This window comes from Oceanobacillus saliphilus, from assembly GCF_023522835.1.
Classification (GTDB): domain Bacteria; phylum Bacillota; class Bacilli; order Bacillales; family Amphibacillaceae; genus Oceanobacillus; species Oceanobacillus saliphilus.
This window is the reverse complement of record NZ_JALCZU010000001.1, coordinates 199,449-219,489: the sequence shown is the minus strand read 5'-3', so window position 1 is coordinate 219,489 and position 20,041 is coordinate 199,449. Positions and strand designations below refer to the sequence as shown.

17 protein-coding genes are annotated in these 20,041 nt (G+C 37.7%); 14 read left to right on the top strand and 3 right to left on the bottom strand.

Annotated features, from left to right (window positions below; translation table 11 throughout):
• Positions 1 to 46 precede the first annotated feature (46 nt).
• Positions 47 to 916, bottom strand: a complete 870-nt coding sequence (locus tag MN204_RS00940; RefSeq protein ID WP_249869193.1) for a LysR family transcriptional regulator — start codon at positions 914 to 916, stop codon at positions 47 to 49.
• Between the two features lie 202 nt (positions 917 to 1,118).
• Between MN204_RS00940 and rraA (MN204_RS00935) the strand changes: the two genes are divergently transcribed.
• The 7 genes from rraA (MN204_RS00935) to rraA (MN204_RS00910) all read left to right on the top strand — a co-directional run bounded on the left by rraA (MN204_RS00935) (position 1,119) and on the right by rraA (MN204_RS00910) (position 6,867).
• Complete coding sequence (gene rraA / locus MN204_RS00935) at positions 1,119 to 1,610, top strand: ribonuclease E activity regulator RraA (RefSeq protein ID WP_249869192.1); 492 nt, start codon at positions 1,119 to 1,121, stop codon at positions 1,608 to 1,610.
• Positions 1,611 to 1,673: 63 nt separating this feature from the next.
• The gene (locus MN204_RS00930; protein ID WP_249869191.1) at positions 1,674 to 3,296 is read left to right on the top strand and encodes a thiamine pyrophosphate-binding protein; all 1,623 of its coding nucleotides are present in this window, start codon (positions 1,674 to 1,676) and stop codon (positions 3,294 to 3,296) included.
• Between the two features lie 38 nt (positions 3,297 to 3,334).
• Entirely contained in the window at positions 3,335 to 4,804 is a 1,470-nt protein-coding gene (locus MN204_RS00925; RefSeq protein WP_249869190.1) for an aldehyde dehydrogenase, read from the top strand.
• 29 nt (positions 4,805 to 4,833) lie between these two features.
• Entirely contained in the window at positions 4,834 to 5,610 is a 777-nt protein-coding gene (nfsA, locus tag MN204_RS00920) for an oxygen-insensitive NADPH nitroreductase (RefSeq protein WP_249869189.1), read from the top strand.
• A gap of 22 nt (positions 5,611 to 5,632) precedes the next feature.
• Positions 5,633 to 5,758 carry a hypothetical protein gene (locus MN204_RS21190; protein ID WP_306798541.1) on the top strand — a complete coding sequence of 42 codons (126 nt, stop codon included), beginning with the start codon at positions 5,633 to 5,635 and terminating at the stop codon, positions 5,756 to 5,758.
• A complete protein-coding gene (locus MN204_RS21185; protein WP_368858639.1) occupies positions 5,737 to 6,012 on the top strand; it encodes a hypothetical protein in 276 nt (91 codons plus the stop codon). Before MN204_RS21190 ends, MN204_RS21185 begins: the two co-directional genes overlap by 22 nt.
• A 372-nt stretch (positions 6,013 to 6,384) precedes the next feature.
• Positions 6,385 to 6,867: a ribonuclease E activity regulator RraA gene (gene rraA, locus MN204_RS00910; RefSeq protein ID WP_249869188.1), complete on the top strand. Its 483-nt coding sequence runs from the start codon at positions 6,385 to 6,387 to the stop codon at positions 6,865 to 6,867.
• Between the two features lie 202 nt (positions 6,868 to 7,069).
• Here rraA (MN204_RS00910) and MN204_RS00905 read toward each other — a convergent pair whose 3' ends face one another.
• Together MN204_RS00905 and MN204_RS00900 are read right to left on the bottom strand one after the other, a co-directional pair.
• Complete coding sequence (locus tag MN204_RS00905; protein ID WP_249869187.1) at positions 7,070 to 7,801, bottom strand: Ltp family lipoprotein; 732 nt, start codon at positions 7,799 to 7,801, stop codon at positions 7,070 to 7,072.
• A 336-nt stretch (positions 7,802 to 8,137) separates the two neighbouring features.
• Complete coding sequence (locus MN204_RS00900; RefSeq protein ID WP_249869186.1) at positions 8,138 to 9,892, bottom strand: sulfatase family protein; 1,755 nt, start codon at positions 9,890 to 9,892, stop codon at positions 8,138 to 8,140.
• 1,078 nt (positions 9,893 to 10,970) lie between these two features.
• Here MN204_RS00900 and MN204_RS00895 point away from each other — a divergent pair.
• From MN204_RS00895 to MN204_RS00865, 7 genes are all read left to right on the top strand, one after another.
• On the top strand, positions 10,971 to 11,828 hold the full coding sequence (locus tag MN204_RS00895) for a MurR/RpiR family transcriptional regulator (protein ID WP_249869185.1): 858 nt from the start codon (positions 10,971 to 10,973) through the stop codon (positions 11,826 to 11,828).
• Positions 11,825 to 12,841, top strand: a complete 1,017-nt coding sequence (locus MN204_RS00890) for an ABC transporter substrate-binding protein (protein WP_249869184.1) — start codon at positions 11,825 to 11,827, stop codon at positions 12,839 to 12,841. The genes MN204_RS00895 and MN204_RS00890 overlap by 4 nt, the downstream gene beginning before the upstream one ends.
• Before the next feature lie 66 nt (positions 12,842 to 12,907).
• Positions 12,908 to 14,587 (top strand): ABC transporter permease, encoded by a 1,680-nt coding sequence (locus MN204_RS00885; RefSeq protein ID WP_249869183.1) that lies wholly within the window; start codon positions 12,908 to 12,910, stop codon positions 14,585 to 14,587.
• A gap of 13 nt (positions 14,588 to 14,600) precedes the next feature.
• On the top strand, positions 14,601 to 15,647 hold the full coding sequence (locus MN204_RS00880; RefSeq protein ID WP_249869182.1) for an ABC transporter ATP-binding protein: 1,047 nt from the start codon (positions 14,601 to 14,603) through the stop codon (positions 15,645 to 15,647).
• 104 nt (positions 15,648 to 15,751) lie between these two features.
• Complete coding sequence (locus tag MN204_RS00875) at positions 15,752 to 16,564, top strand: sugar phosphate isomerase/epimerase family protein (protein ID WP_249869181.1); 813 nt, start codon at positions 15,752 to 15,754, stop codon at positions 16,562 to 16,564.
• Positions 16,546 to 17,811: an MBL fold metallo-hydrolase gene (locus MN204_RS00870; RefSeq protein WP_249869180.1), complete on the top strand. Its 1,266-nt coding sequence runs from the start codon at positions 16,546 to 16,548 to the stop codon at positions 17,809 to 17,811. Before MN204_RS00875 ends, MN204_RS00870 begins: the two co-directional genes overlap by 19 nt.
• 594 nt (positions 17,812 to 18,405) lie before the next feature.
• Positions 18,406 to 19,110 carry a hypothetical protein gene (locus tag MN204_RS00865; RefSeq protein WP_249869179.1) on the top strand — a complete coding sequence of 235 codons (705 nt, stop codon included), beginning with the start codon at positions 18,406 to 18,408 and terminating at the stop codon, positions 19,108 to 19,110.
• Positions 19,111 to 20,041: the final 931 nt, after the last annotated feature.

Genomic DNA, 20,041 nt, shown 5'->3' with positions numbered 1-20,041 from the left:
ATGCCTCCTTTCATGACGAACTTTGGAATTTCTCTATCTAAGGTGCTTATTTCTCTTCCATTCGTTGCTCAATAAATTTCACAAATTCATTCACAGTTGAGAACTTTATATCCTTCTCTTTATAAATTATCCATGTATCTCTATGTAGTTGATTGCCATCAGCATCTTGGAGATTTTTTAGATATAAGTTGCTATTTATATCAAGACTATATTGTGGGAGAATAGCAAAACCCAAGCCTTGACTAACCATTCCTACACAAGTTTTACTATTGTCAACTTCCATTGCAATTGTAGGTGGTTGTTTGTATACGTCATACCACCATTGATCTAGTTGTTTTTTGAGTAGGGGATCTGTTTTGTAAACAACACGCGGGAGATTCGGTAGGTCGCTAACATCTATTTCTTTATTTGATACAAGACAGATATTTTCAGACTTTAAATGTTTCTTTGGGCCATTCCAGGAAAATTCTCCCCTTACGATCCCGATTTGAATAATTTCATCTTGCAGTTGTTTAATAATGTCTGAACTGTATCCAGTCCGAATATCGGTTTTAACAAGTGGAAATTGCTGTGAAAATTCTTTCAGCAAGTATGGGAGATGGTTATGTGCAAAATTGAATGAACCTCCAAGTCGTAGGGTACCAGACACGGAGTTGCTTGACATGTTGTTGAGAGCATCTTTCGTTTTTTGAAGTGCAGTTATCATATCTTTTGCATAATTAACTAAATACTCTCCTTCTTTGGTAAAGCGTATACCTTTACTACTTCTTGAAATGAATTCCATTCTAAAATCACTTTCCAGTTGCTTAATTCTTTTAGTCAATGCGGGTTGTGAGACATACAGTACTTCAGATGCTTTTGTAATGCTCCCTTCATCATGAAGCGCTTTCAGCATATACCAATCTTTTTCATCCATTTTAAATGTCGCCCCTCCTCCCCTTGCATTTCCTCTCTTGTTATAAATTGAAGTTATTACAAGGATAACGTAAAAGTATTTCTTATATTCAGTAAATTGATATATCATAATAGTACATCTAAACAAGCTAAATTGCTAGTTTTTAAGTTATTAAATTTATGGAATTTACTTCATTACCAAATATGATATAGGGGGCAGAAAAGTGAAGACAGCAGATTTATGTGATCATTATTTTAATGAGTTAATGGTATGTGAGACGCAGTTTTATTCTTATGGAGGCAAGAAAACTTTTTCAGGACCGATTACAACGGTTAGGATTACAGAAAATGATAATGAAATATTTATGAATACAATCGAAACTGCTGCACCTGGTTCTGTTATCGTTTTAGACGGTGTATTACGAGAACCTTGTGCTTGGATGGGCGATAGAAAAGCAGGGATTGCAGCAGATAGGGGTATTGCTGGAATTATCATTAATGGCTTTGTAAGAGACATTGAAGGAATAGCTGAAGTAGATATGGGTGTTATGGCTGTTGGTACGCACCCATGTCCAAGTCGTCATAAAGCAAATAAAAATAGTGAGGGAGAACGAGATGTAACCCTTAGCTTTGGGAATATTAATTGGATTCCTGGTTACCATCTGTATGCTGATGCTGATGGGATAGTAGTTTCAAAAGATAAAATCAAACAATGATTTTTGTAACTATACTTACTGTTTAAATAGTTTTGTGTGAAAGTAGATTAGGAGGAAGGTTACATGAAATTAGGGGAAGCAATTGTCCAGAAACTAAAAGTCTCTGGTGTTGATACAGTATTTGGAATTCCAGGTGGAGGAACATCTAGTGATTTACTATGTAATATGGACGAAATGGGTCTGGATTTTATTCTAACACAGCATGAAACGACTGCAGCAATCATGGCAAGTATTGTAGGGGAAATAAAAGGAGTACCAGGAATAACTGTAGCGGATTTAGGTCCTGGTGCATTAAGCCTCGGACCTGGTATGGCCTATGCGCTTTTAGATCGTGCTCCATTAATCACATTAACTGATCGTTATGGGACAGAGGATGTCGATTATGCTTTAAGGCAAAAAATAAACCATAATGATGCATTTAAACCAATAACAAAACTATCTTCTACACTATCAGCAACAAATTGGAATTCAATGATCAATAGAGGCTTTAAGGTAGCAACAACTCCTAATTATGGCCCTGTTCATTTTGATGTACCTAACGATATTGTGAAACAAGAAGTTGAAGATGAAATTCAAGTGGCTCCTATAAACACCTATCAATTATCTGCAGATGAAAATTCTATTAAAGAGGCAGTCACAGAAATCGAAAAAGCTAAATATCCAGTAATTATAGCTGGCCTTGCAATTAATCATGGTTCCGGTGAACAATTTGAGTTGCTAGAGAACCTAGTTTCGAAGTGGAACATTCCAATATTCAAAACTGCCAAAGCCAAAGGTGCAGTTTCAGATGGTCATGAAATGTCTCTAGGATTATTTATGGGAGGAAAATTGGAAGCATCAATCTTTGAAAAATGTGACTTAATTGTCGCAATTGGTCTAGATCCAGTTGAGTTATTACCTAAAAAATGGTCTTATTCTCAAAAAATTGTTTCCTTAAACGCAGCTCCTAATATAGAAGAAATGTATTATGCAGATGTGGATGTAGTAGGAAACATTAAAAAATCTTTAAAAGCAATTAATTATTTAATGAAAGAAGGAAATAGCCACTGGAAAGTTAATGATGTTATTCAACACAGAAGAGAAGTATATGAAAAACTTAGCTATGAAGCAGATGGCCTTACAGCCAACCGTGTTGTGGAAATTTCTCAAGAAGTCTTACCTTTAGATACATTAATGACAACAGATGTTGGTGCTAGTAAACTAATTGTTACACAACTGTGGAATGCGATGAATCCTCGAAGTTTCTTTTTATCGAATGGGTTAGCGACAATGGGTTTTGCGTTACCATCAGCTATGGCCTTAAAACATCTCTTTCCACATAAGACGGTTGCATCTCTGACTGGTGATGGTGGTTTTATGATGAGACTTCCGGATATTGCCACTGCAGTTCAAAATAAGTGGCCAGTTATTAATATTGTATTTTCGGATCAAAAATTAAGCCTAATGGATGTTAAACAAAAAAGTAAAGGATATTCTAAAACGGCAGGAACCGGTTTTGTTGCACCAAATTATGTGAAGTTTGCAGAAAGTTTTAGTGCCAATGGATGGATAGCGTCAACAGAGGAAGAATTACGAAGTGCATTGAAAGAGGCCCTTGCTTCAAACAACCAAATGCCATGTATTATTGAAGCAAAAATTAATGCTAGTTCCTATCATAAACAATTTAATGTTATTCGTGACTTGTAATTGAATATTAGTGGTAGGACATAGAATGGAGAGTTAATATGAAAACTTATAAAGTTTTTGTTGATAACGAATGGAAGAATGGTCGTACAGGAGAATTTATACCTTCCTACAACCCCTGTAATCAGGAAATATGGGCACAGATTCCATTATTATCAAAAGAAGAAATATCTGAAACGGTAGAAGTTGCTCATGATGCTTTTCGAACATGGAAAGAAACAAATGGATTAGAAAGAGCAAGACTTCTCAATCGTTTAGCCGATTTGATTGAAGAGAATGTAGAGCATTTAGCGAGGATAGAATCAAGTGATAATGGAAAAGTTCTAAGTGAAACTAGAAATCAGGTTTTATTTACTGCAAGAAATTATCGATATTTTGCTGGATATGCTGATAAATTAATGGGTAATTTAATTCCTTTGGATAATCAAGAGTTACTTGACTACACAACCTTAGAACCAATTGGTGTAGTAGCGATAATTACTGCCTGGAATTCTCCATTGCCTCTATTGGCAAATAAGCTTGCACCCGCACTTGCAACAGGGAATACGGTCGTAATTAAACCGTCTGAATATGCAAGTGCTTCAACACTAGAATTTGCACACCTTATTGAGGAAGCAGGTTTCCCAAGAGGAGTAGTCAATGTGGTCACTGGCAATGGTGCAACAGGAGATGCTCTGGTGAGGCACAGACTTGTTGGAAAGGTAAGTTTTACAGGAGGAACAAATACAGCTAGGGTAATCTCGAAAGCGGTTAGTGATAATCTAATTCCGATTTCGCTTGAGCTAGGTGGAAAATCACCAAATATTATTTTTGAGGATGCTGACTTAGAAAAGGCTGTTGTTGGGGCGATTGCTGGTATATTTGGGGCTGCAGGGCAGACGTGTATCGCTGGCTCACGACTACTTGTACAGCGTTCAGTACTTGAAGTGGTAAAAGATGAACTAGTTGCAATTACTAATTCGATTAAGCTTGGTGATCCTTTTGAAGAATCTACCCAAATGGGTCCAGTTGCTAACAAAAATCAATTTGACAAAATTTTATCAATGATAAATGAAGCTAAACAAGAAGGCGCAGAGTTACTTTGTGGCGGGTCAGCTTTAGAAAACGATAATCTTAAAGGTTATTTTATTAAACCTACGATATTTTATACTGAAGACCCCAAAATCACAATTGCTTGTGAGGAGATTTTTGGTCCAGTGTTAACCATTCTTCCTTTTGATCATGTTGATCATGCAATTGAGTTAGCCAATGATTCCATTTATGGTTTAGCAGCAGGGATTTGGACAAGGGATTTACAAAAAGCTCATAAAACTGCCAAGCAGCTTGAGGTTGGAAATGTGTGGGTCAACACATATCGTACTTCCCAAGTTGGTACCCCATTTGGGGGGATGAAACAGAGTGGTTTTGGCCGTGAGCGAAGCTGGCATACATTACATGAGTATACCCAAACAAAGAATGTGATGATTAATTTATCCGATGACAAGCGTAATCCATTTATGATGCAAATTTAAAATAAATTTTATATGAAGGGGTGTATGTAATGATGTATCAACGTAGAAGAAATACTGATTTTATTGATAGTATTACGAGTCATCGTTCAGTAAGGAAATTTACTGACGAAAAGATTCCAAGCGAAGATTTAGAGAAAATACTTTCCGCAACTCGAACATCTTCTTCGTCGAGTCATGGTCAAGCATACTCTATTGTTAATGTTTCTTCACCTGAAAAACGAGAACTATTAGTAGATCTAGTGGGAAACCAGCCACATGTAGCAATCAGTTCACATTTTTTTGTGTTTTGTGCGGATCTTCACCGTATTAATGCTCTGGGAAAGCGTGAAGGAATTGACATGAAAACGTCTATGGAAACTACAGAAATGTTTATTGTAGCAACTGTGGACGCAGCCTTAGCTGCTCAGAATACTGCGATTGCAGCTGAAGCTCTAGGATATGGAATTGTGTATACAGGTGGAATCAGAAATAACATCGAAAAAGTATCTAATTTACTCCATTTGCCTGAATTAACTTATCCAGTGTTTGGCATGTGCATTGGAGTACCGATTGAAGAAGAGGTTGCAGATGTCAAACCGAGATTGCCATTTGAAGCCATTTACTTTGATGATGAGTATCCAACGTTTGAAAAGGTTGAAAATTATTTAAATGAGTATGATTTAGAAATGAAAGAGCACTATGAAAATCGATTGACTGGTAAAAGATTAAACAAAACTTGGAGCCAAGTAATGATTGATAAACGAAAAGAACCTAGAAGATTAGATATTAAAGATTACCTAAAGAAACAAGGTTTTCCACTACTTTAAATTGAAGGAAGGAGGCCGGTGTATGCCTAATTTCATTGTTGAGTACTCAGATAATATCAAGTATGAGGCGGATATTCCAAAGTTGCTAGAAAAAATTTGTAATGTATTTATATCACATCCTAAGGAATTCTCAGTTGGTGTGGTATAAAGACAAGAGCAATTGAAGTTCATGACTATCAAATTGGAGAAGGCTTAGAAGATGATGCTTTAGTTCATGGTTATGTCCAGATTAAACCAGGACGAAGTGAAGAAAAGAAGAAGGCTATTTGTGAGGAACTGTTTAGCGTTATGAAAGAACATTTTGCTGGTTTATATGCGAATCGTGGACTTTCAATAACATTAGAATTAAGGGAAGTTTACACATATAGACAAAATAATATTATTGATAGATATAAGAAGTAATGAAATAGAAATGAACTATTGACATGCTAAGAGAAGTGTATAAATAAATGAAGTGATATATGAAGAGTCTTAAAACAATATCTAATTGATAGGGAATAACATTATTTGCAATGGAATATTAATACAGAATGCAGGTGTCTGCCCCATTGGCCTTGCATTAGTGGAATCAAACCCCATATTTGTTAAATATTTACATTAAGTTTTGATTTTAAAGGTAAAAAAAGGGAGCAGGGTTTTAGATAGACCTAGTTCCCATTTTTTACTATATTTTTTATCGAAAAAAATTAAGCAAAGTGCCAGGCATCTTGCAATTCTATTAATTTCCTTCATAATAAAGATAAGTATTTTGAATATTAAGATGGGTGGAATTAAATGGCAAACTTTAAAACAGCAGATTTATGTGATGAGCATGCGAGCAAGGTTCAGGTTTGTGATCTAGATTTCCGTTCGTACGGAAACAGAAAACGTTTTTCAGGTAAAATAGAAACTGTTCGTGTATACGAAGATAATGTCCTGTTTTTGAAAGCACTTGAGTCTGTGCCTACAGGTTCTGTGATTGTTGTTCATGGAGGCGGTTCAAAAAACTGTGCCTTAATGGGGGGTCGTCTTGCCGGTATTGCAGTTTCCAGGGGCCTTGCAGGAGTCATCATTAATGGCTGTGTTCGTGACTCAGCGGATCTTGCATCGATGGATATTGGTATCTTTGCTCTAGGGACAAACCCATTAAAAAGTAAAAAGAATGGGATAGGAGAACGAGATGTAAGTTTTTCTTTTGGTAATGTACATTGGACTCCAGGAGATTATGTCTATGCCGATGAAGACGGTGTGATTGTTTCGAAAACAGCACTTCTTTAATAATTAGGAGGGAGGAGAGACAAATAACCTATTCCTCCTTCTTTTTTTCCATGTTCCATGCCGGGTGAGAAAGACGTAAATGTCTCTGCTAATATGGATTGGAATTGGAACTTTACTTTTGAAACCAGTCCTATAAATCGCTACTTTTCTTTATTTACTCTATTATTATTTCTCTTTAGAATACTAAATAGTACCCGAAATTTTAAAGTCCCACTGTATCTACTGCATGAGTAGCATCCTCATTGCTAAAACCTTCATACATTAACTGTTCAATTAAACCGCTTCTTGAGAAACTTGTATATTCCAAGTAACTTTCAGCCATTTTTACCGCTTGCTGTTTCCAATTAACACTTATTTGATTTACTGCATAAGTAGCGTCCTCATCATTAAATCCTTCATATTTTAATTGTTCTATTAAGCCACTTTTAGAAAAAGCCGTATAGTCTAAATAACTTTTAGCCATATTCACTGCATTTTTTTGTGATAGTGTTTCATCAGATTTTTCTACGGTTTTCTCTGTAGCCGCAGCTTCTGATTTTTGTCCCTCTGTTGTTTCTTCAATGACTTCTTCCGATTCGGCTTTTTCTGCTGCTATAACAAGTTCATCTTCTAGTTTACTGATTTCAGCTTGAAGCGACTCTAATTTATTTTCTGCATCTTCAACTTCTTTCGTAATACTAGCTCTATTACTAGCTAATTCTTCTAAGCCTTCATACTTTTCGTTATTTTCAACAATAGCATTTTTAACATCTGATAATTCATTCTCTTTTTCTATCAATTCGTCATGGATAGATTCTAATTCTTGTTCTGCTTCTTCCGTTTTAGCTTGTAATTCTTCATAATTGAGTGCTTCCCCTTCAATGTCCACAGTTTCTTCTGAACATGCTACTAAAAATAAAACAGGTAACAATAGTATTAGGTATTTTCTCACCATTACTAACCTCCTAATGATTAATTTGATCCTATTATCCTAGAAATGGTAGATCTATGCAATAACATTCGATACTAGTATAAAAAAATAATTATTCCCTAGAATTAACATGGAATGCAGGTTCCTGCCCTCCTACCACGTTCCAAGTTTCGAGGATTCCCTCAAACCTGTTTTTAAAGCGTAAAGATGGAAGCACGGAAGGTTCTCCTGCTTCCACGCTGAGAACAGCCAAAGCATGATTTTCATAAAAGGGTTGCGAATGAAAATCATGTTGCATAAGGGCTGTTAAAACTACTATTTCTTATTCTAAAGGAAGCACGAGAACCGTCCCGCTGCTTCCTAACCACTAGAAGGAGTAAGTCTTTTTTGCCTGCGTTGTTCTTTAAGAATTCCTGTTAATAGGTTTTGAATCACTTTTGATTCAGGGGTTTCATGTATAGGGTGTGCAAGGTTTATTTCTTCCAATGGATCTTTCGTTATATTATATAATTCAAATTGATCCGGGACTGGCTGCGTTTTGGTGGTTGTAATACAAAGAGCAGCCTGATGACTCTCTGAAATATCTGTGGCTTTTTTCTGAATCGTTTGCACATCTTCTACGCCTGGATTACTCCAAAATTGTGGATTATCGAAGTAACGGGTGAACTTCCAAATTTCCTTCGAATTCTTATCTCCTGTTGGTAGTTTGACGATGACAGTTTCCAAATGATTAGGCTGTATAACCGCCTCATATGGTTGCCCAGTTAGCGTGTATTGATTGAGACCTTTTGAAAATTCATCATCTGTCATAAAGTAAAGTGCCTCTTCAACTCGTGTATTTTTCAGATTTCCGTTCAGTAACGAAGATAGGTCACGACCGACTAGGGGATGGACCTCTGTATGATCTTTTTTCAGATTACTTTGTACTGCTTGCACATCAATGTCTGCAAGTCCTAATAAAGTGGGAACAATGTCCACATGACTTGTCAGCATATCCGTTTCTTTACCGTCAGCAAAGAATTTAGGACTGTGTATAATGAGTGGTACATGAAGTGCTTCCTCATAGGCATTATGCCATTTTTGAAACAATCCTCCATGGGCCCCAACGAGACTACCATGATCTGCAGTAAATACCACAATTGTATCTTCATAGAAAATAGACTGCTTAAGAGCGGTAAATACTTTATACATTTCATCATCAACCTGCTTATGGAGCGAATAGTATAGTTGCCTGTAAGAAGGTGTCTCTAATGTAGGTTGTAATGCCTGCTGATAAACGTCTCGATAACTACTTTGGGCTGTGGGCTTCGTAAGTAGGTTTTCATTTGCTGTCGGTGCTGGTGGTATAAAAGGAACAGAAGGATCTACAGAAAAATCAAATGTTGGCAGTAATTGTGTGAATAGACCAAATAGGGTAATATCATGTGGATTTACAAATGATGAAACAATTAACCAAGGCTTGTGATTAGTTGCCTGTGCTTCCCCTTCTAGGGAGTTAATTAATCGAACAACCTCTTCCGAATAAACAAAATCACGTCCACTTAACCCAATCGCAGCAGAGGAAGCTGAATTTCGTGGGTTTGATCCATGTGGTTCCGGGCCAATCCATCCTTCAAATCCATAGGAATCTAGTCGATTTGCATGTAAATAAAGCTGTTGTTTTTCGGGAACTGGGACCCCTGTTTTTGGGTTAAAGCTCAGCATTGCATCATGACTTGCCGGAACAATAAGATCCTCATCGGAAGCATGCCATTTCCCTTTCCAAAACGTTCGATAACCTGCAGAACGAAAATAGTCACCTAAAGTAGGGACTGTATTGGAATCAAGCCAGTATACATCTGGATCAAAACCTCCCTTCGCAGCACCTGTCGTTTGCGTGACCCCGTGCAGGGAAGGGTATTGGCCGGTGTAAAGCGTTGTTCTACTAGGTGAACAAGCTGAGCTTCCAATATAATGATTTAAGAATGACATACCATTTTCTCGTAAAAGCTCCCGTGTTTTCAAATGATTTTTACGCCATTCTTTTAGATCTTCGTTTTCATAAACCGTTGGAAATCGTTCCTCATCAACAAGGATAACAAGGATATTTGGTCTTTTGTTTTTTGTTTTGCTCAATGTGACGCCCTCCTAGAGTAGGTAAAGTTCTTTATGCTTCTGTATCATATGTGAGAAGCATGGGGACGGTTCAAAATGTTCTTCATCGTCTTGAGAAATAGGGCGATGAAGATCAAAACGTGGTGGAAAAGCTGGTGAAATGACCTTCATCAAGGCAATGAAGGTCAAAATGAGCTGGGAAAGTGGATGAAATGATCTTCATAAGGGCTATGAAGATCAAAACGTGATGGAAAAGCTGGTGAAATAAACTTCATCAAGACAATGAAGATCAAAACGTGGTGGAAAAGCTAGTGAAATGAACTTCATCAAGGCGATGAAGTTCAAAACGAGATAGGAAATCCGAAGAAATGATCTTCATAAAGGCTATGAAGTTCAAAACGTGATGGAAAAGCTGGTGAAATGACCTTCATCAAGGCAATGAAAGTCAAAATGAGCTTGGAAAGTGAATGAAATGATCTTCATAAGTGCTATGAAGATCAAAACATGGTGGAAAAGCTGGTGAAATGACCTTCATCAAGGCAATGAAGGTCAAAATGAGCTGGGAAAGCGGATGAAATGATCTTCATTAGGGCAATGAAGATCAAAATGTGATGAAAAATCCGATAAAATGAACTTCATCAAGGTAGTGAAGACCATAAGTGTAGAGAGACAGGCACGTCCGGCCGAAAATAAGACAGTGTTCCTCCGTCAGGGGCAATGGATTAACTAGAAGCAAATATGTGCTTGCCACTAGTTGCTGAAAGGCTCGTCTATCATAAGACCAAAATAATAAATATCAAAACCTGCTAATCTCTCTATAAGATTAGCGGGTTTTTTAATAGATTAGGATTGTTTTCCGAATATACTTCAATTTTATTACTACTAGAAAAAAGAGTAATTTTCATTGTTGGACTTGATATATCAAGCTTTTTTGAAAATAATAAGCTTTCTTTCCATATTAATTTCATGCTTTACACAAACATTACAATGCCTTAAAACGTTTTTCATATATGGAGCCTATACTTGGAATTGTTGAAAATATATTTTCACTATTTAACGAAACATAAAATGCATTTTCTGGAGGTGAGGAAGAGAGTATATGTTAGAGACGTTGATTAATAATCAGTATGGAATATTAAGTACGGGTCAAAAGCAGATTGCCGAGAAACTATTAAATCATCCGGAATCTTACACGATGCTAACCATTACGGAATTCAGTAAAAAGCTGGGTGTTTCCGAAGCGAGCTTAACAAGATTTGCTAGAGCTCTAGATTTTAAAGGATACCATGATTTCCAGGGATTCTTAAAAGAACAGCTAATTACACAGCTTTCACCTAAACTAAAGATGAAAAATTCGCTGGAAAAGCGAGCGACCATCAAGAACCGGCTACAAAGTGAGTTGCAAAAGGATATGGAGTCTCTAGTACTTGCATTACAAACGATTAATACAGATCACTTTGAACAGGCTGTAGAGTTATTGGCAAATGCGAATCGGATTTACATAGTCGGGCTTGGTGTGTCAAAGTCTTTAGTATCCTTTCTAGAGTTTCGCTTACGTCGAATTGGAATGGAGCGAAAAGCCCTTACTACCGGTGGCCACGAATTATTAGAAAGACTTTTGTCTATTCAGCCATCTGACGTCTTGATTGCAATTGGGTTCCAGAGGAATTATGAAGAAATCGTCACGGCGCTCGATTATGTAAAAGAAAAGCAGATTCCTTCCATAGCAATTGTGGAAAATCCGTTATCACCCATTGCGAGAAAGGCTGATGTACCAATCACGATTAAACGCGGCCCGCGCGATCAACTCAATTCGTTAGCGGTTCCCATATCAGTCTGTAATGCATTAATGCTCGAACTTACCTTGCTAAAAGAAGAAGAAGCCATGAATAATATGGAAAACTTAGAATTTCTGACAAACCAATACAAAATTAATCTGAAGGAGAATGAGAAATGAAATTGAACAAATTTATAATTGCCTTACTTTTATTAATGATAACGATTTTAGCCGCATGTGGATCATCTGAGGACAGTGCTGCAGAAGGGAACGAAGGTGTAACGGAAGAAGAAAAGATTACTGTCTATACATCTGTTCCACAAGATTTAGTCGATGAATTTAAAGCAGCTTTTGAAGAAGCTCATCCAGGTAAGACAGTAGACGTCTTCCGCGCTGCTTCCGGTGAATTATTAGCAAAGCTTCAGGCAGAACATGATGCAGACAGTGTTCAGGCAGATGTAGTATGGGTTGCAGATTTTCAGTCAGCCGAAGCCTTAAAAGAACTTGGGTTGTTGGAACAATACGAGTCAACGGAAAAGGATGCCGTTAACAGTAATCTAATCGACCCGGAAGGATATTATTATGGTTCCCGTATTATTAATATGGTGCTCGCTTATAACACGAACGTGGAAGCTCCAGCCAGCTGGAATGATTTACACAATCCGGCATACGAAGGAAAAGTCGGTCTTCCAAGCGTAAGTTCAGGAACATCCTTTAGTTTTGTAGGTAGTTTGGCTGCGGATGATAATTTTGGCTGGGAATTTTTCGAGAAAATGAGAGAGAACGGCGGAAAGCAATATTCTAATAACCAAGACGTTGCAGAGCGTGTTGTCACTGGTGAATTAGCAATCGCTCCTGTACTGGACTATATGGTAACCGGTATGAAATTACAAGGTTCGCCAATTGACTATGTTATCCCAGAAGAAGGGTTAGTAATGGTAGCTTCTCCAATCGCTTTAGTTGCAGACAGTGCAGCACCTGAAACGGCAAAATCATTTATCGATTTCACGCTGTCTAAAGATGGACAAGAGATTATGAGCAGTCAAAATGTCGTTTCCGTTCGGGAAGATGTGGAGGCATCTGAAAATGTTCCTTCTATTGGAGATGTGAAGATTTTAGAAACAGATTTAGATTATTTAGATGCACATAACGAAGAAATCACAGCAAAATTTGAAGAGATTTTTACAAATTAATAGTAGAAGGGGTTCAAATCGTGATGGTCTGAATCCCTTTCTTATATTTGTAATAAAGGAGTACTTATGAAAAGACTAATAAAGAGTGGAAATTGGATATATGCTATCGCGTTTTTAGCACTAGCGATTTTAATTATCTATCCAATGATCATTATTGTGTATCGTAGTTTCACCTCAGAGAATGAACTTTCTCTACAAAACTATATCACCGTGTTAACCGACGCTAGTATGTATGAAGTTCTTTGGAATAGTTTATTTGTATCGATCATTTCTACCATTTTTTCATTAATTATTGGTGTAGCGTTATCCTGGTTTGTGTCTCGAACGGATATCAAGGGAAAACGCTGGCTCACCTTAGGAATTATGATTCCCTTTCTGATTCCGTCGTTTATCTCTGCGATATCTTGGCGGCAGCTTCTCAGTCCAGTCGGTTATTTAAATAAAATTTATATGGAGTTGACTGGGGCAACAGAACCCTTCGTCTCAATATATGGTCCTTGGGGAATCATTTTTGTCATGACGGTAAGTAGTTTTTCACTTGTATTCATGATTACACACACTGCTTTTCAGAATATGGATTCTTCCTATGAAGAAGCAGCACAAATATCTGGAGCTTCAAGATTACGTGTAATGAAAGATGTGACGATTCCTTTAATTAAACCTAGTATTCTATCGAGTGCGGTATTGGTATTTGTTTCGAACATCTCGAATTTCGGTGTTCCCTCTATTTTAGGTTTTCATGAATCCTATTTCGTTTTAACCACTAAAATCTATCAATTATTAAACGACTACACGATTCGAGATAGCTTTTCCATTGCAGCTTCCCTATCAATGGTACTCGTATTGATTGCTGTCATCGGTATTTGGCTGCAATACTATTTAACGAATAAAAAGAGCTATGCGGTTGTGACAGGGAAATCAAGTCAAAAGATGATCGTAAATCTTGGGAAATACCGGGTAGTTATCACAACGCTTATCGGTGGCTTATTGTTTATGATTTCCGTCGCCCCGGTACTAGCTATCTTAGCTACTTCCTTAACGAAAGCTTACGGTCTACCGCCTACGTTAGATAACTTGACGTTAGAAAATTATCGTTACATTTTATTTGAGATGCCAATGGCAAAACGTTCCCTGGTAAACAGCTTAATTTTAGCGTTTGGTGCGGCAACAATTGCGGTTGGGATTGGAATCGTCTTAGCGTATTTTATTACGAAAACGAATGTCAAAGGGAGACAGGCTATTTCTTTTATTGTTTCATTGCCATATGCATTACCCGGAACGGTCATCGGTTTAGCGATTATACTCGCGTGGATTAAACCACTGCCCATATTTGAGGTTTCCATCTATAATACGCTCTGGATTATTTTGGTTGCATATGTGATGTATTACATCACCCTTGCTGTACAAACGATTTCGTCCTCTTTAATTCAAGTACATGGATCTTTAGAAGAGGCCGCTCGCATTTCTGGGGCAAGTTGGCTTCAAAATATGCGGGATATTGTATTGCCGTTAATTAAGCCGGGTGTCATCAGTGGTTGGTTCTTAATTTTCATACCTGCGCTCAGTGAACTGACGATATCGATTCTGCTTTGGTCCTCGGGAAATGAGACGATTGCGGTTGCAGTATATAATCTGCAGGAACAAGGGAATATGACAAGTGCCTCTGCCTTAAGCATGGTCATGATTTTCTTAATTATAGCAGGACATCAGCTATCCAATTGGTTGTCGCGCCGAATGAACGGATAGGAAGGAGATTACGATGAGTTTTATAACGATTAACGAGTTGACGAAACAATTTAATGTTGTTTATGCAGTGAAAGATTTTTCCCTTAAGATTGAAAAAGGAGAATTCATTTCTTTTTTAGGACCATCTGGTTGCGGAAAAACGACAACCTTGCGTATGATTGCTGGATTTATTGAGCCAACAGAAGGGAAGATTCAAATAGGTGACGAGCTTATTTACGGTCAAGGGGTTAACCTTCAACCTGAGGAGCGGAATTTGGGAATGGTATTCCAATCTTATGCCGTATGGCCGCATATGACTGTATTTGAAAATATTGCCTATCCACTCAAAATAAAAAAGGTAAATAAGAAGAAAATCAAAGATAAAGTCTCTCAAGTGGTAGAGATGGTGAACTTGCAGGACCACGTGAAGAAATACCCAAATCAGCTTTCTGGAGGCCAACAGCAACGTGTCGCATTAGCGCGAGCATTGGTCATGGAGCCTTCTCTGCTGTTATTGGATGAGCCATTATCGAATCTCGATGCCAAGCTTCGTGATAAAATGCGTGCTGAAATTAAAAATTTGCAGACGCGTACTGGAGTTACGATTATTTATGTAACGCATGATCAAGTTGAGGCATTGTCCATGTCAGACCGTATTGTGGTGATGAATCAAGGTGTTATTCAACAAATTGGTAGCCCCGAGGAAATGTATAATTCCCCAACAAATGAATTTGTTGCTGATTTTATAGGAAGAACAAATTTCCTCAAAGGAAGACGTGATGGATCATCCATCTTGCTCGAAGGAACATCCGTTGTCATTCCATTGCCTGCTTCAGAGAATTCAGGGAAGCGAGATGTGACGCTTTGCTATCGACCGGAAAGCATCAAACTAGTAAAACGGCATAATAATGATGCAAATCATATACAGGGTCAGATTGTCGAACGGACGTATTTAGGAAATGTAATAGAGTATGTCGTTCAAGTAGACGATGTTCAACTAAAAGTAGAAACAGCAGATAAACTTAACCTTCCACTACAAACAAATGTGGCGATTGAACTGCCAGAACCTGTTATTTTTTAGCAGGTAGAAAGTATAAAACTTTCCTACCTGTATAAGTGCAACTAAGGCTGTCACCGAAAGGCTTAGGTAGTTGCCAAGTTTTCTAAATGAAAAGGAGTTAGAACATGTTAACAATTGGTTCCTCATCAGAAATATTACGCCATTTTAGCTTGCAGGACGCAGCTAAAATGTTAGCTGATATCGGCTACGACACGATTGAAATTTGGATGGGACATTTTTTTCAAAGTGGACTACAGCCAAAAGAAGTACAGCAATTAATGGTGGAGTTAAATCTGAATTATCAGGTGCATGCGGATGTTCGAGATATTAATTTAACTTCATCCAATAAAGGAATCAGGGAAGAATCCTTGAGACAAACATTGGAAACAATCGAGATAGTGAGTGAAATGGATGCCCGCGCGTTAACATTGCATCCAGGCAGAATGTCTTCTTCTAAGGACCGACCAGAAGATTTTTGGCCGGTGCAAGTCGAAGCTTTTGAGCAGATTGCAGAACATGCCGAAAAACATCATGTACTTGTGGGTGTCGAGAATATGGAGAAGCGTCCCAAGGAATTTGTACTTCTAAATGAAGATGTGACACGGTTAATTGGAAGTGTAAATAGTTCGCATCTCGGGCTAACATTAGATTTAGCCCATTACCACAGTGTTGGAGATGTAGAGAGCTTTGTACAATCAATCGAGGTACCGATTGTAAATGTACATATTAGTCAGGCAGCCTCAGAGAAGATGCATCTTCCGTTTGAAACAGATGCAAACGATACGATTTCCTTTGCGGATGTTTTGCCTACAGTTGCTCGGAAATACGAGGGACCGTTAATTATTGAGAGTTATGTATACGGGAAAGAAGAAGAGATGGTAAGGAAAAACTTTCAATGGCTAAAAGGATGTATAGAAACATGCAAATTAAATGTTTAGGTGGAGTAGGGGAGTATGGACGTACAAGTATTTTGTTGGTTGGGACGCATTCCACGATTCTTCTTGATTGCGGAACAGATAAAGCCGGCTTGACCCATGAAGAACAGTACCCGTTATTAAATGAAGAAATAGCAACCTCGATTGATTTGGTATTACTATCCCATTCGCATGAAGACCACTGCAGTGCCCTTCCTTATTTATATTCCCTTGGCTTTCGCGGTCAGGTGTTGTGTTCAGATCTTACAAGGCAGCAGGTCCCGAGTTATTTAGCAGCCTGGCGTGAGATGAATGAAAAGAAAGGAATACCTCTTCCTTATAGGGTAGAGGATGAAAAGCGTATTCAGTACCGAACGTTTGCAGAACCATTAGGAGAAGTATTCATGGAACAGCTGGATTTGTATGTAAAATGGGGAAGCAGCGGTCATTCGTTTGGCGCTGTCTGGTACGACATGGAATTTGAAGGGTATAGCATTTTCTTCTCTGGTGATTATCATACCGAATCTGCTTTATATAAGTACTATAGACCTGAGGAAAAAAAGCGGGATATTGCGATCGTAAATACGGCTTATGGAGTGGACAGGAAAAAGCAGGCCGAGCAAGTAAAGACATTGGAAGAGTTGATTCTACGTGCACTACAGCGGGGGAAACATGTTTTATTGCCTCTTCCTAAAGTTGGGCGTGCTCAAGAAGTTTTACTTACTTTATCTAAGCTGTTTGATAAGCTGGATTTCGAATTTCAAGTAATTGTAGAAGAAGAGATTGTTCGACCTTTAAGAGAGATGGAAAGCGCTGCCGGTTGGGTAAAGGATTTTGAGGTAAACGAGCTGTCGGAGCAATTTACAATTGTGTGCGATGAGAAATCAAGAATAGTAGCACTGAAAAATGGAGTTCCTACTATTATATTGGCAACTGATGGAATGATGCAGACGGGACCGGCTTCATTTTATTTTAATTACTTATCGGAGACAGATTTTTTACATATTATTTTTACTGGCTATGTGGCAAAGAACACGTTTGGTTATCATATCATCGAACATCCTTCGTCTAAATATAAAGGAGATAAAGTTAGGTTTAAGGTACATCCGAATATCATAGAGACAGAGGAATTGTTATCTGGGTTAATGGCTGATCGTACAATTTTGACGCATAATTTTAAGGTTGAAAATGATAAGGTGGCTGAATTCTTGGCAAGCAATGGATTTAGAAATGTGTTTTCTATAAGGAGTGGCGGAGGAATCGAGTTTTAGTTTATTGATAGTTTGTAATATAGGAGGTTTTACTCTGTTTTTTTGTTAGAAAAATATAGAATTCGAATAAGATAAGAATTAATTCATTTTTTTGAATTATGAGGTAAGATGAAAAGCTCCTGGTAAAAATACAGTTTCACCAGGAGTTTTGCAATTTTTATGGAATAAAGTGGACTTGAAAATGAATTTCGACCGTAGATTGTGAAGTTAGCGAAGGTGATGAGATTGTAATTTTTTATTAGGATGAATCATGTAGCAAGACATACAGTAGCGATCAATAGGAAGAGTGCAAATGAAAAATGATAATGAGTGAACGTTTGAGGAGAGCTGAAGAAATGATCTTCAACATGGCGATGAAGAACATAAGGACAGAGCTACAGGTCCTCCTAGGGAAACTTGATCATTGTACCTCCCTCTGTCGTTTGTTTACTATGTAAATTATCAACTAGTTTTCGCTAATATTACAGATACAAGAGATTATTACATCAGTCTTTCCGTTTAGTAAAAATACCTGAAATGAGGATTATTTCTATCCAGTAAGTGGTAATCGTTGTGTGTACCAACTTTTTAAAAACATAAGGAGGAATTCACAACATGAACAAAAAACTGATTAAGGTTACGGCACCGGCTGTTGCTCTCGGGATTGCTTTATCAGCACAGGCTACAGTGAGTGCAGCAAGTCCAAATGCTTCATTAAATGGGCAGATTAATAGCCAGGTCAATGGGGTTGCAAACGGAAAAGTTAACGTAAATGGATCGGCAAGTGTGGAACGTTTAAACCCGATTGATAATCGAGTTTCTTCGATAAATTCGGAACTTCAATTGGTAACCGAAGTCCTTTTGAATACTCCAGAATTAACACAGGATCAATATGAAAATTTACAAGCAGATCTTGATTCTTTAAATAATCGCTTAAACGCTTCTGTCAATCAACTAAACGCTATCACGAAAAAAGTAGACGATAGCGCACCAGAAGTAGTGGAAATGGAAAATGAAATTCAAGTAACAATCAGCAATATAATTCAAGCACAAATATTGCTCAATACCAGTGACATAGTACCGGAAGCACCTCAGGTAGAAGTTCCTGAAGTGCCGGTAGAAGAGCCAGCCCCAGAAGATCCAGTGGAAGAGGACCCAGCTGAAGAGCCGGCTCCAGAAGATCCAGTAGAAGAGGACCCAGCTGAAGAGCCAGCCTCAGAAGAACCAGTGGAAGAAGAACCAGTTGAAGATCCAGTAGAAGAAAATCCGGTAGAAGAAGAACCAGCAACAGATGAACCGGAAGAAACACCAGCCGTGTAATAAATGATAACAAAAAGAAATACCTTTCCCACTTAGGGAGAGGTATTTCTTTAGTCTGAAAGAATTATTCGTATCGGCGGACAAAGGCAGGTACCTTGTCCCGCTGAGGGAAGTTGGAGATTGACATATCCCTCCGTCCGAACAAAAATACGCACGATTTACTCTAATATGTCTATCCTAAATTATAATCCCCAAGAATTTTCCATGAATCTTTTGTATCTTGGGAGGCAATAAATGTCTACAATGTATCCAATGAGAAGGCGATAAAAAAAGTTGCCACGACTTTTTTAGATGGGGTACAGTATAGAGCCGTCACAAGCAAACGTTCTCAAAAGAAAAAAGTAGCTTTTGACAACTACCACACTGACTGGTAGAGATTTTAGTGAGAAGTGTTCATAGCACTTCTCTTTATCTTTTACAATTATTAAATCTAAGTTTCTAGATGTAAGAAATTTTCTTCGTATGTTATATTATAATGGATATACATCAAACTATTAAAAGTGAGTGATATTTTGTTCTGGATCAACATAGACAAACCAACAAAGACAATAAAAATACATCAAGCAAATTGCAAATACATAGTAAAGAAGGAAAGTAGTTATAAAGGAATTGAGCGAGAACTGCGGGATGGTGGTTGGTTCACGATTGATTCCACAGAACAAGGACAACAATTTTTCCACTATAGTTATCCTAGTTTTAAACGAATTAAATGTCATGCATGTAACCATGGAGCTGGATATTAACTAATGATAATTGAGAGAATGTGAGGTTGAGATTTTAGGTAGGATGGTACCATACATGGTGTAATTGTATGGCTAAATGAAGCAAGGTCCGGCATTTATCATTTTGGCTTGGAATATACAATGGGCATATTGCAAAGATCTGACATGGCTCTATTACTTAATAAGCTCACCATCTTTCGTAGAACAGT

What these genes read in the sequence shown, in the direction of transcription:
- MN204_RS00865 (WP_249869179.1), top strand. Translation starts at nt 18,406, where the DNA reads ATGAACAAAAAACTGATTAAGGTTACGGCACCGGCTGTTGCTCTCGGG.
- MN204_RS00905 (WP_249869187.1), bottom strand. Translation starts at nt 7,801, where the DNA reads ATGGTGAGAAAATACCTAATACTATTGTTACCTGTTTTATTTTTAGTA.
- MN204_RS00895 (WP_249869185.1), top strand. Translation starts at nt 10,971, where the DNA reads ATGTTAGAGACGTTGATTAATAATCAGTATGGAATATTAAGTACGGGT.
- MN204_RS00875 (WP_249869181.1), top strand. Translation starts at nt 15,752, where the DNA reads ATGTTAACAATTGGTTCCTCATCAGAAATATTACGCCATTTTAGCTTG.
- MN204_RS21190 (WP_306798541.1), top strand. Translation starts at nt 5,633, where the DNA reads ATGCCTAATTTCATTGTTGAGTACTCAGATAATATCAAGTATGAGGCG.
- MN204_RS00885 (WP_249869183.1), top strand. Translation starts at nt 12,908, where the DNA reads ATGAAAAGACTAATAAAGAGTGGAAATTGGATATATGCTATCGCGTTT.
- MN204_RS00940 (WP_249869193.1), bottom strand. Translation starts at nt 916, where the DNA reads ATGGATGAAAAAGATTGGTATATGCTGAAAGCGCTTCATGATGAAGGG.
- MN204_RS00930 (WP_249869191.1), top strand. Translation starts at nt 1,674, where the DNA reads ATGAAATTAGGGGAAGCAATTGTCCAGAAACTAAAAGTCTCTGGTGTT.
- MN204_RS00925 (WP_249869190.1), top strand. Translation starts at nt 3,335, where the DNA reads ATGAAAACTTATAAAGTTTTTGTTGATAACGAATGGAAGAATGGTCGT.
- nfsA (WP_249869189.1), top strand. Translation starts at nt 4,834, where the DNA reads ATGATGTATCAACGTAGAAGAAATACTGATTTTATTGATAGTATTACG.
- MN204_RS00870 (WP_249869180.1), top strand. Translation starts at nt 16,546, where the DNA reads ATGCAAATTAAATGTTTAGGTGGAGTAGGGGAGTATGGACGTACAAGT.
- rraA (WP_249869188.1), top strand. Translation starts at nt 6,385, where the DNA reads ATGGCAAACTTTAAAACAGCAGATTTATGTGATGAGCATGCGAGCAAG.
- MN204_RS00880 (WP_249869182.1), top strand. Translation starts at nt 14,601, where the DNA reads ATGAGTTTTATAACGATTAACGAGTTGACGAAACAATTTAATGTTGTT.
- MN204_RS00890 (WP_249869184.1), top strand. Translation starts at nt 11,825, where the DNA reads ATGAAATTGAACAAATTTATAATTGCCTTACTTTTATTAATGATAACG.